Genomic DNA, 14,951 nt, shown 5'->3' with positions numbered 1-14,951 from the left:
AATGCCCAGAAGGCTGGCAAGCGATGGGCAGCAGTCATCCACGTTAGCAGGCCCACGCCGATCCGGTGCGAGGTGAGTTCGCAGCGCGCGCTTATTGAATCGACAGGTCGACCCGGAAGGTGATCTCGATCAGCTGCTCCTTGAAGGCCGGACGGGAGACACCGATCAGATTGCTGGCCAGCTGCGGCTTGGCACCATAGAACTGACGACGAATGTCACCGGCCACGGCGAATGCCGCATCCACATCCAGCACGAACAGCGTTTCTTCCACCACCTGCTCGTGAAGGGCCCAGGGACTTCGGTGAACCTCAAAACCCGGACAAGCCTCCGTCGTTTCCTGCACTACTGTAGAGAGGTCGCCCGCACCTGCGGCCGAGCGGGAGACTTTCATGACCAGGATCCCATCAGAGGCTCTGAGGAGCCATTGCGTCGGAATCGCAGGGGGCGCGTCACTGCTGGCGCTTGCCCTCGCGCTTGTTGGGGTCCCCGCTGTGACGTTCGCCCAGGACCTGCCCAACTCGGTATACGTCTCGACCCGAACCACCGCCTTCGGTGAGTCGGACGCCCTACCCACCGAGTCGATGTCCGCCCCCGGGAGCGTCTCATCGCATTCGTCGTTCCAGGGCAGCTCCAGCGGCTTGGTCGGCAGTGCAACATCGACCGCCTGGGGCCGCGTCGGCACCGGCTACATGCAGCTCAGGACCTTCGGGCAAGCCAACATCGGCGGCTATGGGCCCTACGGCCAGATCTCCACCGAGGCACAGGCCCGTGCCAACCTCACCGACAGCTTCATGATCACCTGTCCGGCCTGCGTGGACGGCACCGAGGCGACGCTGACGGTGCGAGTCTACGCACATGGCGACGTCGCTGCCGCCGGAAGCCCCGAAGTGCCGCCGCAAGACAGCCGGGGATCCATCTACAGCGCCCACGGGGATGTGTCCAGCTACTTTCATCTGAGTGCAGCGGACGCCAACATTCCCGGGGAACCCGCCGAAAGCTTCATGAGTTTGTCCATCGTGCGCTATGGCCAACATGAGGACTACCGCGACCGCCCGTTCTGGAGAGAGGGGATCACGGCGCGCATCACCTTGGGCCAGCCTTTGACCTTCAACTGGTCCGCCTGGGCACAAGGCGGCGCCGTCGTCGGCAACTACACGGACGAAGGCAAGGTGGCCGCTAGTTCGGCTTACTTTTCTGACTTCGGCAGCACCCTCTACTGGGGCGGTATCGAGGAACTTCGGGATGCGCAGGGACAGCTGCTGACCGACGTCCACGCCTTCAATGCGTCCGGCGTGGACTACGCGCTGGCCCTTCCGCCACCGCCCATACCGGAGCCGTCGACCGCTTGGCTGATGCTGCTCGGCATGGGCGCCCTGGCCGTCCGCCAGCGCAGGCGCGCCCATCAACCTCCCGTGTAAGGTCCTCGCCCGGGCAGCGCCCAGAGCAGCCCCTGCGTGGCGCCGTCGGGTGCCACGGTGAGGTGATCCTGCCCGGTCAGCACCGTCGTTCGAATGCGCAGGGACGGGTATCGGGCACGCTCCAGCATCACCTGGAAGCGGCGGGCGTCCGCGACGAGATCGACCTCCCGGTTGTAGCGCTCCCCGCGCCCAACGGTTTCATAGCCGCCCACATACTGAAACACCTGGGCCTGCAGATCCCGACGATCTCGGCCATGGGCGGCCAGCTGCTCGAAGATCACCCCCTCATCAAACCAATACGACGGGCTTCCCAGGATGTAGTGACTGAACAAGGCGCTGCGGGCCAGCAGCATCTGGGCCGCCAGCAAGGCGCCGTACGAGTGGCCCAGGATGACTCGGCGACGGGGATCCAGCCCATAACGGGACGACACGGCCGGGACGGCCACCTCCGCCAGATAACGGAGATAGTCCGCGCCGCCGCCATAGACCTGACCGCCATAGTGGCGCTGGCGCCTGCCTGGCCGCTTCATCGGGTCGGTCGGGGTGTAGTCGCGGTTCCGCATGTCGACCGCGGATTCATTCGGCGGTCCCGCCAGCCCGACCAGCACGAAGTCGGCGATGTTCTGTCCCCGCTGTCCCACACGATGGCGCAGCGCCCGCACCAGCGGAAAGGCATACGGCGCGTCGGTGACAAAGACGGATGGCAGCACCGGCGCCGCCGCGGCGGACACCCCGGGAGGCAGGTCGACCCAGACCTCGTAGCGCCGGCCGCTGACCGGATCCGGCAATGGGTGGACAAAGGTGTTTGGAAGAACGTAGGGGCCCGACGCGGGCGGTAGCGACACCGGTGAGGTGGCGGGCGTCGCTGCAGCCGCGAGGCCCAGGCGGTGCGGCGCCAGGCTCAGGGCGCCGCATGCGGACAGGATCAGGTGTTGACGACGGGTGGACAGATGGAGCATTGGAGCGTGACGTGTACGGCGGCCACCAGGGCCCGCGGCTTTGCAGAGGTGCTTTCGACGGCCGAGAACGTCCGTGAAGCCAGAGCGCGCGATTGTGGCGACGCCCGCGTGAGGCTCCAGACCGAAGCCGGGTTACCGGGGTAACGGGCACCGGGGCACCGGGGCACCGAGGTACCGCTCACCCCTCATCCCCGAGCGCCGCCTCCAGCTTCAGGAACACCTCCCGCGTCGACGGTTGATCGGGCCTTGCCTCCCACTGCGCGCCCAGCGCGAGCTGCCACCGCGACGAGAACCGCTTCTTCCACATCAGCGACCGATGCCGGCTCTTCTCCGACCACGCTGCATGCAGCGGCGTGGCCCCACGCGCGCTGCGCTCGTTCTGCACGATCACCCGCACGCTTTCCTGCGCATTCAGATGGAGCAGCGTCAGCAGCCGCATCCCCGTCTCGCGCAGCGCGGGGAACGGCCCTTCCGCCGCGATGCGTGTGCCGGTCAGCACCGGATCAATCTCCAGGCTGCGATCCCCCGGCAGCGCCCACCGGGTACTCGCCTGCACCGACCACCAGCCGCCGTGCCCCACCCGGTCGAAATCGGTATCGAGCTGCCGTCCCACACTGCCCTCCGCCGTGAGCCGCGCCATCCAGGCGAACGGCGTCGTTTCCACGCCGCCGTGCCAGGCCGGCGTGTCGTGCAGCCGGCCGCCACTGCGGGCACGTTGCTGATCCAGGCCAAAGTGCAGCCAGGCAGCGGTGCGGCGTGCGGTCGCCAGCCAGAGGCCGGTGCGGCGCTCCCGCAGAATCACCTCGCCGCCGGGTTCATCGCGGGACGCATCCTTCAAGCTGCGCAGCTCTTTCAGCCCCCAGTGCCATTCCGATTGATTGAGCAGCCCACCGCCGGGCAAGGTCACTTCGCCCAGACGCCGGTTCACTTCCCCGGAGGCCTTCCACAAGCCTGCCTGATCGACGAAACCCAGCAGATTGACGAAGTCCGGGCCGATCACCGACAACTCGGCGGCATTGAGCCAGTGGTCATCGCTGTAGAGCAGGCTGCCCCAGGCGGAGGCGTCCCGGCGCTGCGGCCCGCGCCCCGGCACCACCCGGCCCTCGTCATCGACCGCCAGGTCATGACGGCTCGCCATCAGGCTCCATTGCGCCTTCCAGTGCGTCCCATCACGGCTCTGCCGCAAGAGGCCGTCGACGCCCACCAGCGCGCCCTCCCCGGCGCCTTCCACCGACCGGCGCGAGAGCAAGGCCCCCACGGTCAGCGCACGGTCGCCGGCGTCCGGATCCTCGGCGAGCTCCGCGCCCTCACCGCTCGCCGCCATCCCCACTTGCCACCGGCTCCGCAACACCTGCGCACTGCTCGGCGCGCCGAGCGTCCATTCGTCCGTCCCCCACGGCCGACCGCGAGTGACGACCGTCCCGGTGCGGTCCTGCGCCAGCAGCATCGTCGCGTCGGCGCCCTCGCCCCGCCAGGTCGCACGCAGGCCCCAGCGAGGATCGGCCACCGTGCGGGAATAGAAAGCCGACAGGGGCAGTCCCAGCACGTCCGCGCTCTCCAGAAAATATCGACGCTTCTCCGGCAGCGCCAGGGCCACCGCGCGATTGCCACTGGTCTGCGGCGCGTCGATGTCCACCTGGGCAAAGTCAGGGTTGAGCGTCGCATTGACCAGCCAGTCTGCGCGCGGACGCCACCAGCCTTCCACCCCGACGCTGCCCCGGTTGGCGGTCTCGCTGCCGGTGCGGACCGATCGTCCGGTCCATTCCACCGTGACATCGCCTTCCTGCCGGTCGCGATGCTGCGAGAGCACCGGCGCCAGCCCGGTCACCGGCTCGCTGGCGTGGAGAAAACTCAAGGCTTCCGCATCCGCATCACCGCTGACCAGCAACAGGTCGTTGGCCGCGGGAACGGCCCGGGCCACCACCATGCGCCACGGCGCCGCCGCCTGATAGGGATAACGCAGGGCGGCCAGCGGCCAGCGGATTTCCATGCTGTAGCCGTCCGGCAGGCGGGTCGCGGCGACCTGCACTGGAAAGTCGGGGCCGAGGTCTTCTTCGTCGTCGGACGCCCGGTAGAGCCCATCCGTCACCACGCCCGACAAACTGGCCTTGATGAACATGGCGGACTCGCCGCGGCCGTTGGTGTCGATCCACAGACCGATCATGTCCTGGTCCCGCTGCACCGCATCGCGGCGGGACAGCAGGCTGCGCGGCGGCTGTGCCGACCAGGCGCGGATGCCGATGATCAGCGCCCGTCCATCCGCCACCACCCGGACTTCGGTGCGAAGGTCGTCGGCAAAGGCGGCCCCCGCGGTCGGCTGCAATTGCGCGAACCGGCGATGCACCGCGGCACGCTGCCAGACCGCATCGTCCAGCCGTCCGTCCACAACGACAGCAGGATCGCTCTCGCCCAGGGTCAGCACCTCGAAGGCCTGGGCAGGCCCGGCGAGCACCAGTCCGATGGCGAATGCCGCCCCGAGATGGTGGGTCCGCCACGCCCATGGAAGGACACGCATGGGGCGTCGCACCGCGCCCCGGAACTTCTGAAACTGCAACTTCTCTCCCTGCATCTGGCCACTCCCCGATCGATGAATGCCGGGGCGGCCGGGAGTATGTCATTGCAGGCGCGCACCATTCGCCATGAAAAACGGGACGTGACCGCAGTGAGGGCCCGCAGTCACCTCCCGCCCTCTCACTTCACCGTCACAAAGATCGGATTCGAATAGAACCAGAGGCTGCCGTAGTTCCGGTCGTTGATCTGGTCATGACGGGTGGCGTTGTCGGTGGTGGTGATCTTCTGATCGGGCAGCGGCTCGCCGCCCGCGGTCTGCCCGGCCACATCCTCCGCCAGATTGGTCCCGCGCAGGCGGAAGTACTGGTTCTTGCCGGCCGTCACCGTGGTGGTCACCGTGTAGTAGCCGTCCGCGCCCTGCTTCCAGTCGGCGCTGGTGAAGCGCTTGAGCACGCGGGTGCTGGCGTTAGTGGCCACGTTGTAGGCCTCGGTCCCGGGCGCGGCCTTGGCGCCCACGTCGCCAACGATCAGGTCGAGGTGATGCACCTTGGGCACCATGTTGCCGAGATTGCCGCTGTTCACCGGCCGCTGGTAGTTGTTCACCGGCGGGCTCTTGAAGCGGATGGTCAGGGTGACCGTACGGCCGGCGGCAGTGCTGAGTTCCTGACCCATGTGCGCCGTGTCCGAGCCGCTGCCTGCGGTGAAGTCCAGCGCGCTGATCAGATCGCCGAACACACCGAAGCTGCGCCCCGACCGCAGGCTATCCAGCAGACCGGCCACGCCGGTGCTGCCCTTGGGCATCCACACGAAGTTCTTTGCATACTCGCCAGGGTAGTAGCCGCTGCTGTTGCCCGCGGCATCGATCTCGAAGTGCGAGTCGGAGTTGGCCACGTTCCAGATGCGGCGCCCCTCCCCCAGCAAGGCGTCCCAGACGCCTCCGAGCTGGGCCACGACAGCATCCGTGCCGCCATAGGTGCGATTGGGCAGGTTGGCATCAATGTAGGCCGAAGTGTAGCCGCCGCGGTCCGGCTCCATCTGGTTGCCCACCATGCCCTCGATGGCGAAGACGATCTTCGGCGCCAGATCATTCATCTGGCGGAAGTCGGCGATGGTGTACTTGCCGGGATTGCGGGACGGATGGTTGATCAGCGCGTAGCTGGTGTCCGGATAACGCTCCTTCAGCCAGCTGATGCCCTTGAGGGTGTCCGCCGCCGTGGTGTTGAAGCGCTGTGGATACTGGGCCTTGAAGCGGGTCACATCGTCCGCGGTGAACAGCGATTCGGCGCCGGTGGTGAAGGCATACTGGAATTCCTTGAAGGCGCTGGCGGACGAGGTCAGCGTGGCACCACCGTCAAAGATGCCGATGCCAATGTGATCATGCGCCGGCGCATCCCATTCGAAGCCGGAGAAGATCAGCTTGCCGGTGTAGCTGCCTGCGGCCTGCAGGGCCTTGATGCGGGGCGCCTCGTAGCTCTCCATGCCGTAGGCGAAGGCGACGGGTGCGGTCAGCAGGTTGCCGTTGTTGTCGTATTTGGACGAGCGCAGGTGATTGGTCACCGCCATCCAGTCCAGACCGTGGGTGGTGAAGGCCTTGCCGAGCACGAAGTCCAGCGTCTGCGTGGTGCGGGAGTCGTCTGACTGCACCGTGTGCACATGCAGGTCGCCGGTGGTCCAGGTGCCTTGTTCGGCCGGGGTGGCGCTGCCGCCGTCGCTGCCGCCGCAGGCCACCAGGGCCACTGCGGACACCACGGACACCGCCGCGAGCGACACGGCGGAGAGAAAGAAGCGGCTGCCCATCCGGGCACGGGCGCCACGGGAGGGCCGATCAACGGAAGGCACCGCGGAAGGGACCGAAGCGGACGAAGCGGACGAATCTGAGGAAGCGGAGGAAGCAATCACGGGAGCGGGGCCGGAGCCAGGCGTTGACAACAGCGCGGCACTGTGTCGGCCGCGCATGTCACGTCCGTGACAACGACTCGCTTCAGCGCGGTGCGCGCACGACCGTGGGCGCTGCGCCCCATCCGGTGCGCGACAGCCACTGGAAGATGGTGTCCGCGGTGGTGGTGTCGATGTGACCGCTGTACCGGCGCGCCGAAGGATGGTCGTCAAACGCCACGTTCGCCATGCCGATGCGGGCACCCAGCCGCTTGGCGGTGGAGATGCGCAAGTCGGTGGGCTGATACCCGGCCGCCTTGAGCCACTGCTGCGCCTGCGGCCGGTTGAACACCTCCCCCGGGGCGGCCGCACCGGCCAGGGTTTCCAGCGCCCACTGATTGCTCTGCTGATATTGCTGGGCCCACGGGTAGGCCAGCATGCTGTAGGCCGGCGTGTGCAGGGTGGCAGCCCGTGCGTTGTCCTTCAGCACCGGCAGCAGTGCTTCCTGCAACTGCGGCTTGAGCACCGAGAACGCGCCCTCCAGCCGGTAGGGCCGGTCCATGAAGAACTCGGCCAATCCCTGCCGATACAGATCCGCCTGCGCGGTGCCGCATTCATTGAGCTTGTGCATCACCCGCCAGACCGGTTTGCCGGCCGGGTCGACGTCAAGGTAGACAAAACCGACATGCGACCAGCGCAAGCCGTATTCATCGAGGTTCTGGCCGGCACGTGCCAGCAGCACCACCTGCGCGCCAGACTTGTCCAGCGCTTCGGCCGTCGCCTGGGCCAGCGCCAGGCCGTTGCGGACCTGATCGGCCGTGAGCGCGGTTTCTTCACAAGGACGACCGGCCCGCGCCACGCCCGGTGCGGCGAGCATGCAGACCGCCACGGCAATCGCGGCCATCGCGGACATTGCACCGGTCGAACCGGTCGCGCCGGTCCGACCTGTGATGCGGGTGGGGCCCATCGCCGCGCCCGTTGCGCTTGTTGCGGTCCCCGACGCCCTCATCGCAGCACCTCGTCTTTGCGGGTGACGCGTTCGTTGTGCATCAGTGAAGCGCCGATCTCATTGGGAACGAAGGCGATGACCTCCGACCCCTTGGAGACGATGTAGCCGGTGGCCACCACACTGACGGTCACTGCGGTGCCGACTGCGACGGCGGACGCCGTGACTGCATCGCCGACAAACCTGACGCTGAACTGCACGCCGTCCGACGCACGTTCCAGTACCCACACCGTCCCCTGCGCGGTCGATTCGACCACCTTGACCGTCAGCCCCACGGTGACGCCGATGGCAGCCCCGATCAGCACAGCGGGCACTGCCACCGATACGGCCACCGGGAACAGCGAGGCTTCGCTGGCCCGGCTCAGTCCACCGCCATGGGCCTGTGCGGGCGCGACCAGGCTGACGGTGAGCATGGTGGTGGCCAGCAGGCCAGCGCCGAACCTTTTCCCGGCGTGACGCCGCGACACTTTGTGCGGGGTATGTCCGCAGAGGGACGCGCTCGTTGGAGACCGCCCCTCTCCGGGCTCGAGTTGTTTGATCATCCATCCTCCCTTGCATTCTTTGTTTCGCCCCGGCGTGGACCGTGGACGACGCCCTGCTTCAATGAGCCCGGCGCACAGCGAATGCTACTGAAGTTTTGACGCGACCCCAAGCAGCGCCGGATGCCGGTATGGTGCCGTCAAGCAGGGTTTCTATCTAGTCACAGGTCGCGCAGTTGCGTCCGTAAGTCACTCATGCCGTCCAAGGGCCTTCCCGTATCATTCCGACAGCAAGGGAATCTAAAAAACGGGGAGGCGTCAATGGCTACATTCTGGAAACGGGCCCAGCGGGAATTCATTGGCACGCGGGCCAGTCAAACGGCTGATTCGGCGGCCGATCCCGCGACTGATCCCGCGGCTGATGCAGTTGCCCCGCTCCACCGATCTACCCTTGGTTCGCCATTGATCATCGCGCTGGAGCCCCGGCTGATGTTTGACGCATCGGTCGCGGTGACCGCTGCTGCCGCAGATGCCGCGGTGCAGGACCACAGCCATGCCGCCAGCATCGATGCACGCCCCGTTTCACTTGAAGCGGCCCCGGCCACCACGCGTCATGACGTGGTGTTCGTCGACAGCAAGGTGCAGGACGCCCTCCAGATCGCGCAGAACCTTCCCGCCAGCACCGAGGTCGTGATGCTGGACGGCACCAAGGACGGATTTGCGCAGATGGCGGCCTATCTCGCCAACCGGCATGACATTGATTCGATTGCACTGATCTCTCACGGCGCCACCGGCGCCGTGCAGGGCGGCTCCGTCTGGCTCACCTCGGACAATCTGGCAGCCCATGCGGACGCGCTCAAGACGATTGGCGCCTCGCTCTCCGACAACGGAGACCTGCTGCTGTACGGCTGCAAGGTCGGCGCGGATGCCAGCGGTCAGCAGTTTCTGAATCAGATCGCCTCGCTCACCTCCGCGGACGTGGCTGCCTCCACGGACAACACCGGCTCGGCGGCCCTGGGTGGCAACTGGACGCTGGAGCGTAGCACCGGCGCCATTGAAGCCCGCAGCCTCTCCGCGGATGCGGCGCTTGTGGCCGGCTATCAGGCCCTGCTGGCAGCTCCCGGCTACGAGACGTTCGACACTTACCCCTTCACTGGCACCAATCAGACGGATGTTGTCGGCTCCAACGGTTCCTACAGCCTGAACGGATGGTCCTTCCAAACGCTCCGCTCCACCGGGACCCTGGACAACAGCGGGATAATCTGGATGACCAACGATCCCAATCAGACGGTCCTTGCCAATACGGGTGATGGCGCGCTTCTTGCGCAGGACACCAGCAACACCACCACGGCGATTGTCTTCAAGTCCGTGAATGGGGAAGCCTTCAAGTTCAATTCGATCACGCTGGAAGACGGTCAAAGCACCAATCAGAACTATCGTCTGGTGGGTTATCTGGATGGTGTGGCAGTGCTCGGTGCGAGCCAGGATTTCACACTGCCCTACTATGGCAATTCGGTCGGTGGCACCACAGTGTCCGTGAGCGGTGTGCCCTGGCAGTACGTGGATGAAGTCCGCATCGTTCTGCAAAACGGCAGCGCCGGGGTGTCCGTCTTCATGGACGACCTCAACGTCTCGACAGGCACTGCGCCCAACGTACCGCCCGTCATTGGCAACCTCAATGGCGATGCGGTGACCTGGGTGGAGAAGTCGGGGCCGGTGCTGCTGGATGCGGGCGTCAGCGCCACGGTCACCGACGGAGACAGCGCGAATTTCCAGGGGGGCAACCTCACCGTCCAGATCACGGGCAATCGACTCGACGGCGTCGACAAGCTGGTCATCTTGAATCAGGGAACCGGCACCGGGCAAATCGGCGTCTCCGGCAGCCAGGTGACCTACGAAGGCGTGGTGATCGGCGCCTATACCGGGGGAACGGGCACGAGTTCCCTGGTGGTCAGCTTCAATGCCGCCGCCACTTCGGCATCCGTCCGCGCGCTGATCGACAGCATCGGCTTCGACAGCGGCAATGACCCCCGCACCCAGACCCGCACCGTTACATTCACGCTGAACGATGGCGACAGCCTGAACGACAGTACCCCAGCGAGTGTCACCGTCGCGGTCCAGCCCGTCAATGACGCACCGACCTTGACCGCCACGGGCCGCAACCCCGCCTACACGGAGAACGGATCCGCGGTTCAGCTTTTCAACGGCACTGCCGTGTCAACGGTCGAATTCGGACAGAACCTGAACAGCCTGACACTCACCATCAACAACGTCAGTGACGGGGCGAGTGAAGTGCTGACGGTCGACGGCACGTCCGTGGCGCTGTTCAATGGCTCCATTGTCAACAGCACCAGCACCTCGGCCTGGGGGCTGTCCGCCACCGTCAGCGTTTCGGGGGGCGTGGCCACCATCAGCCTCAATTCCTCCTCGGGCCTGAGCGCGGCCAACGTCCAGAGCCTGGTGGACGGCCTGGCTTACCGCAACACGAGCGACAACCCGACGAGTGGTCTCCGCATCGCCACCCTGAGCTCCTTACGCGACAACGGCGGCACCGCCAATGGCGGCGTCGACACGGCATCCCTGGCGGTCTCGTCCGCCATCACCGTGGTCCCGGTGGATGATGCGCCGGTAGTGACGACCAACGGCGGATCGACGTCCTTCACCGCCGGTGACAATGCCAGCGCCACCCCCGTCGTCGTCGACGCGGGCCTGACACTGAGCGATATCGACAACACGACCGCCGCATCTGCCTCCGTTGCCATCACCGGCAACTTCCGCAGTGGCGAAGATCAGCTGATCTTCATCAACAACAACACCGCGCTCTACGGCAACATCACCGCCAGCTACAACGCCGGCACGGGCGTGCTGACGATGACCTCGTCCGGTTCCACTGCCACGCTGAGTCAGTGGCAGGCCGCCCTTCGCACCGTACGCTACACCGACACGGCGGTGACGCCCAACACCTCCACCCGCACCATCAGCTTCACGGTCAATGACGGCACCAGCAACAGCATCACCGCGACGCGGAACGTCACCGTCGCGGCCGTGGACCAGACCCCGCTGCTGAGCACCAGCGGCGGCAACAGCACCTTCACCGAAGGCCAGGGGCCTGTGCAGGCCGACCCCGGCCTGAGCGTCAGCGACCTGGACAACAGCACACTGTCCTCCGCCACCGTGCAGATCTCCGGCAACTTCCGCAGTGGCGAGGACCTGCTGCTGTTCACCAACACCAGTGCCGTCACCTACGGCAACATCGTCGGCAGCTACAACGCCGGCACCGGCGCGCTGACGCTGACCTCAGCCGGCAGCACCGCCACCGTCGCCCAATGGCAGGCGGCGCTCCGCGCGGTGAACTATGCCAACACCTCGTTCAATCCGGACAGCAGCGTCCGGACCTTGTCCTTCGCAGTGAATGACGGCGTCAAGACCAGCGCCATCAGTACGCGTGACCTCAACGTCATCCCGGTCGACATTCCACCGGTGGTGACCACGTCCGGCGGCTCCGCCACCTTCACCGAAGGCAATCAGGTCACCAGCACGCCGGTGGTCATTGACAGCGGCATCACCGTCACCGACGCCGACAGCACGACGCTCAGCAGCGCGTCGGTGGCCATCGTGGGCAATTTCGAAGCGGGCTCGGATGTCCTGGCCTTCGCCAACATGAACAGCTCGCTCTTCGGCAACATCGTCGGCAGCTACGACGCTGCGACCGGGGTGCTGACGCTGACTTCGGCCGGTTCCACCGCCACGGTGGCCCAGTTCCAGGCAGCGCTGCGCGCGGTCACCTACACCAGCACGTCCGAGTCGCCGTCTCCCTTGGTGCGAAGCATCGGCTTCGCGGTCGAGGACGGTGCCGTCAGCAGCGCGCCCGTTCTGCGGGATGTGAACGTCGTGCCGGTCAACGACGCCCCGCTGCTGAGCGCCGGCACCGGCAGCCCCGTGTTTGCCGAAGGCGACGGGACGGTCACGGCGCCGGTGATCGTCGCCCCCGGGCTCACGGTCAGCGATGGCGACAACGCCACCTTTGTCAGTGCGCTGGTGGCTATCACCGGCAATCTGCAGACGGGCCAGGACAGCCTGGCCTTCCTCAACTCCGATGCCACCGTGTACGGCAACATCAGCGGCAGCTATGACGCCACCACCGGTGTGTTGAGCCTGGCCTCCGCTGGCGGCACCGCCACCGTTGCGCAGTGGGAAGCCGCGCTGCGCGCCGTTACCTACAGCAATAGTTCCGAAGCGCCGAACACCGCCTCGCGTGTCATCAGCTTCACCGTCAACGACGGGACGATCGACAGCAATACCGTCACCCGCACGGTCGCCGTCACCAGCGCCAACGACACGCCGCTCAACACCTTGCCCGCCGCCGGGCAGCGTCTCTTCCAGGACGGCACGCTGGTCTTTGGCACCGCGCAGGGCAATGCCATCAGCATCAGCGACGCCGATGCGGGCAACGGGTTGCTGCAGGTCACCCTCACCGTGACGCAGGGCACGCTCAGCCTCGGCAGCACCACCGGGCTCAGCTTTGCGGTGGGCACCGGCAGCGCGAACGCCACCATGACCTTCAGCGGCAGTCTCAGCGACATCAATGCCGCGCTGCAGGGCCTGAGCTTCCGACCCACCACCGGCTACAACGGCGCTGCCCAGTTGCAGATCTCCACCGATGACCTGGGCAACACCGGCGGCCCCGCGCGCACCGACACCGACACCCTGGCGCTCATCGTCGACCCGATCAACCCGGTCATCACCGGCGTGAGCACCCCCACGCCGGACGGTGGCTACAAGATCGGTGACACCATCACCACCACCGTCACCTTCGACCAGGCCGTGGTGGTCGACGTGGCCGGGGGACGCCCCAGCCTCCTGCTGGAGACCGGCAGCATCGACCGCCAGGCGGTCTATCAGTCCGGTTCCGGCACGAACACCCTCACCTTCAGCTATGTCGTGCAGGCCGGGGATGTCGCAGCCCGCCTCGACTACGCCTCCACCGCCGCCCTGACACTCAATGGCGGCAGCATCCGCAGCGCCACCCAATACGATGCGGTGCTGGACCTGCCCGTCCCCGGTCAGGGCGCGTCGCTGGCCGCGCAGCACGCCATCCAGATCGACGGCGTGGTGCCGGTGGTGACCGGCGTGCGGCTGCCCGCGGCCGGCACCTACGTCGCCGGCCAGACGCTGGACTTCGTCGTGGATTACAGCGAGGCCGTGACCCTCTCCGGCACAAACGCTGCGCCCCGCCTGGGCGTCACGCTGGATGGCGGCCAGGTGGCCTATGCCGATTACGTCTCCGGCTCCGGCAGCAGCTCGCTGGTCTTCCGTCTCACGGTCGCGCCGGGCCAGTCGGCGGCCGAAGGCATCACCCTCGCGGGTTCGGTCGATGCCAATGGCGCCGTCGTGCGCGATGGCGTCGGCAATCTCGCCACGGCAGCCCTGACCGGCGGGGGCGCCAGAACGGCCATCCGCGTGGATGCCGTGTTGCCGTCCGTCTCCGCCATCAGCCGCCTGGACGGCAGCGCGACCAGCGGCCAGCCGGTGCGCTACCAGGTAACCTTCTCGGAATCGGTGACCGGCGTGGACGCTGCGGACTTCCGCCTCGCCACGACGGGCAATGCCGGCGCGAGCATCACCGGGCTGACGCAGGTGGACAGCCGTACTTATGTGGTCGAAGTGGGCGGTATTTCCGGCGCGGGCCAGGTCAGCCTGCAACTGGCCGCCGCTGCCAGCGGCATCGCCGACAGCGCCGGCAACGCCCTGAGCAGCAATGCGGAAGGGCCGGCCTATGCGATCGCCCCGGTCGCTCCGCCGCCCCTGCCACCGGCCGAGACGCCAGCGCCCGTGCCGACGTTCCAGACGCCTGCGTCGGAGATTCCGACACAGGTGCCAGTGACCTTCGAGGCGCCCCAGGACCTCGGCACCGGTCTGGTCATTCCGCCAGCGCCGCAAACCGTGGTCATTCCCGCGGGTGCAGGCGCGAGCGCGGGACCGGTCGATCTGCCGGTGCTGATCAACACGGCCAACTATTCGATTCGCCAGGAGCCCACCATCACCGGGCGTGTCCCTGACAGCACGGCGATGCCCGAAAGCGTGCCCACCGGCCGCTCTTCGCAGCTGCTGGATCGTCCCACCTCGGTCGAAGTCGCGGCCGGTGAGCCAGTGCGGATTGCCCTGCCTATCGATGTGCTCTCCACGCTGAACCGCGATGGCCCGACCACCGTGGAAGTGCGTCTGTCCAACGGACGGCCGCTGCCCGCCTGGCTGCGCTATGACCCGGTCACCGGCACGCTGGTCGGCCGCGCGCCCGCCGGCCTGAGCCAGAAGATCGCCATCGAAGTGGTGGTGCGGGACGCCAAGGGCCAGCGCGCGGTCAGCACGATCGAGGTCGAGGTCAAGGGGGGCCGGCCGCAGTCCGGCGCCGCGGCGCCCAACGAGGGCCACGAACGACTGGCGCGGGCCACCGCGGCCGGTGCGGACCTGTCGGCCCGTTGGGACGCGGCTGATGTCCGGACGGCCGATTCCCGCGGCACCGATGCGGGGGTGGCCGAGGCGCGGCCAACCGATCGGCCCAACAGCCCGGCTGGCCGACCCGGCCTCGCCAGCCAGTTCAGCCAGCATGGACGCGGCGCCTGGCAGGCTGAACGACAACATTGGGAACAGGTCCTGACCGACGCCGGCACCCCGGCCTGAATCCCACGATGCATTCAGAGGA

The 14,951-nt window shown here is 67.0% G+C and carries 8 protein-coding genes; 2 read left to right on the top strand and 6 right to left on the bottom strand.

The annotated features are described in order from the left end of the window. Positions 1-91 precede the first annotated feature (91 nt). Complete coding sequence (locus FHS28_RS23825; RefSeq protein WP_221193673.1) at positions 92-391, bottom strand: hypothetical protein; 300 nt, start codon at positions 389-391, stop codon at positions 92-94. Between the two features lie 100 nt (positions 392-491). Here FHS28_RS23825 and FHS28_RS24535 point away from each other — a divergent pair, with 100 nt between their 5' ends. Beyond that, a complete protein-coding gene (locus tag FHS28_RS24535) occupies positions 492-1,418 on the top strand; it encodes a PEP-CTERM sorting domain-containing protein (protein ID WP_184294034.1) in 927 nt (308 codons plus the stop codon). On the opposite strand, the gene FHS28_RS02445 is transcribed toward FHS28_RS24535, so the two are convergent. From FHS28_RS02445 to FHS28_RS02425, 5 genes are all read right to left on the bottom strand, one after another. Beyond that, positions 1,403-2,377, bottom strand: coding sequence for an alpha/beta hydrolase (locus FHS28_RS02445; RefSeq protein ID WP_184294031.1), 975 nt, complete (start codon positions 2,375-2,377; stop codon positions 1,403-1,405). The genes FHS28_RS24535 and FHS28_RS02445 overlap by 16 nt on opposite strands. A 178-nt stretch (positions 2,378-2,555) precedes the next feature. Further along, positions 2,556-4,892, bottom strand: coding sequence for a DOMON domain-containing protein (locus FHS28_RS02440; protein ID WP_184294029.1), 2,337 nt, complete (start codon positions 4,890-4,892; stop codon positions 2,556-2,558). 176 nt (positions 4,893-5,068) lie between these two features. Then, positions 5,069-6,685, bottom strand: a complete 1,617-nt coding sequence (locus FHS28_RS02435; protein WP_088449254.1) for a PHP domain-containing protein — start codon at positions 6,683-6,685, stop codon at positions 5,069-5,071. 184 nt (positions 6,686-6,869) lie between these two features. After that, the gene (locus tag FHS28_RS02430; RefSeq protein ID WP_088449255.1) at positions 6,870-7,676 is read right to left on the bottom strand and encodes a DUF2145 domain-containing protein; all 807 of its coding nucleotides are present in this window, start codon (positions 7,674-7,676) and stop codon (positions 6,870-6,872) included. A gap of 92 nt (positions 7,677-7,768) precedes the next feature. Next, entirely contained in the window at positions 7,769-8,182 is a 414-nt protein-coding gene (locus FHS28_RS02425; protein WP_246409431.1) for a hypothetical protein, read from the bottom strand. A gap of 555 nt (positions 8,183-8,737) precedes the next feature. On the opposite strand from FHS28_RS02425, the gene FHS28_RS02420 reads away from it, so the two are divergent. Then, positions 8,738-14,929 carry a DUF4347 domain-containing protein gene (locus tag FHS28_RS02420; protein ID WP_184294027.1) on the top strand — a complete coding sequence of 2,064 codons (6,192 nt, stop codon included), beginning with the start codon at positions 8,738-8,740 and terminating at the stop codon, positions 14,927-14,929. Positions 14,930-14,951 lie beyond the last annotated feature (22 nt).

The sequence above is a fragment of the Roseateles terrae genome, from assembly GCF_014192155.1.
Classification (GTDB): Bacteria; Pseudomonadota; Gammaproteobacteria; order Burkholderiales; family Burkholderiaceae_C; genus Roseateles; species Roseateles terrae.
This window is presented reverse-complemented; position numbering and strand designations above follow the sequence as displayed.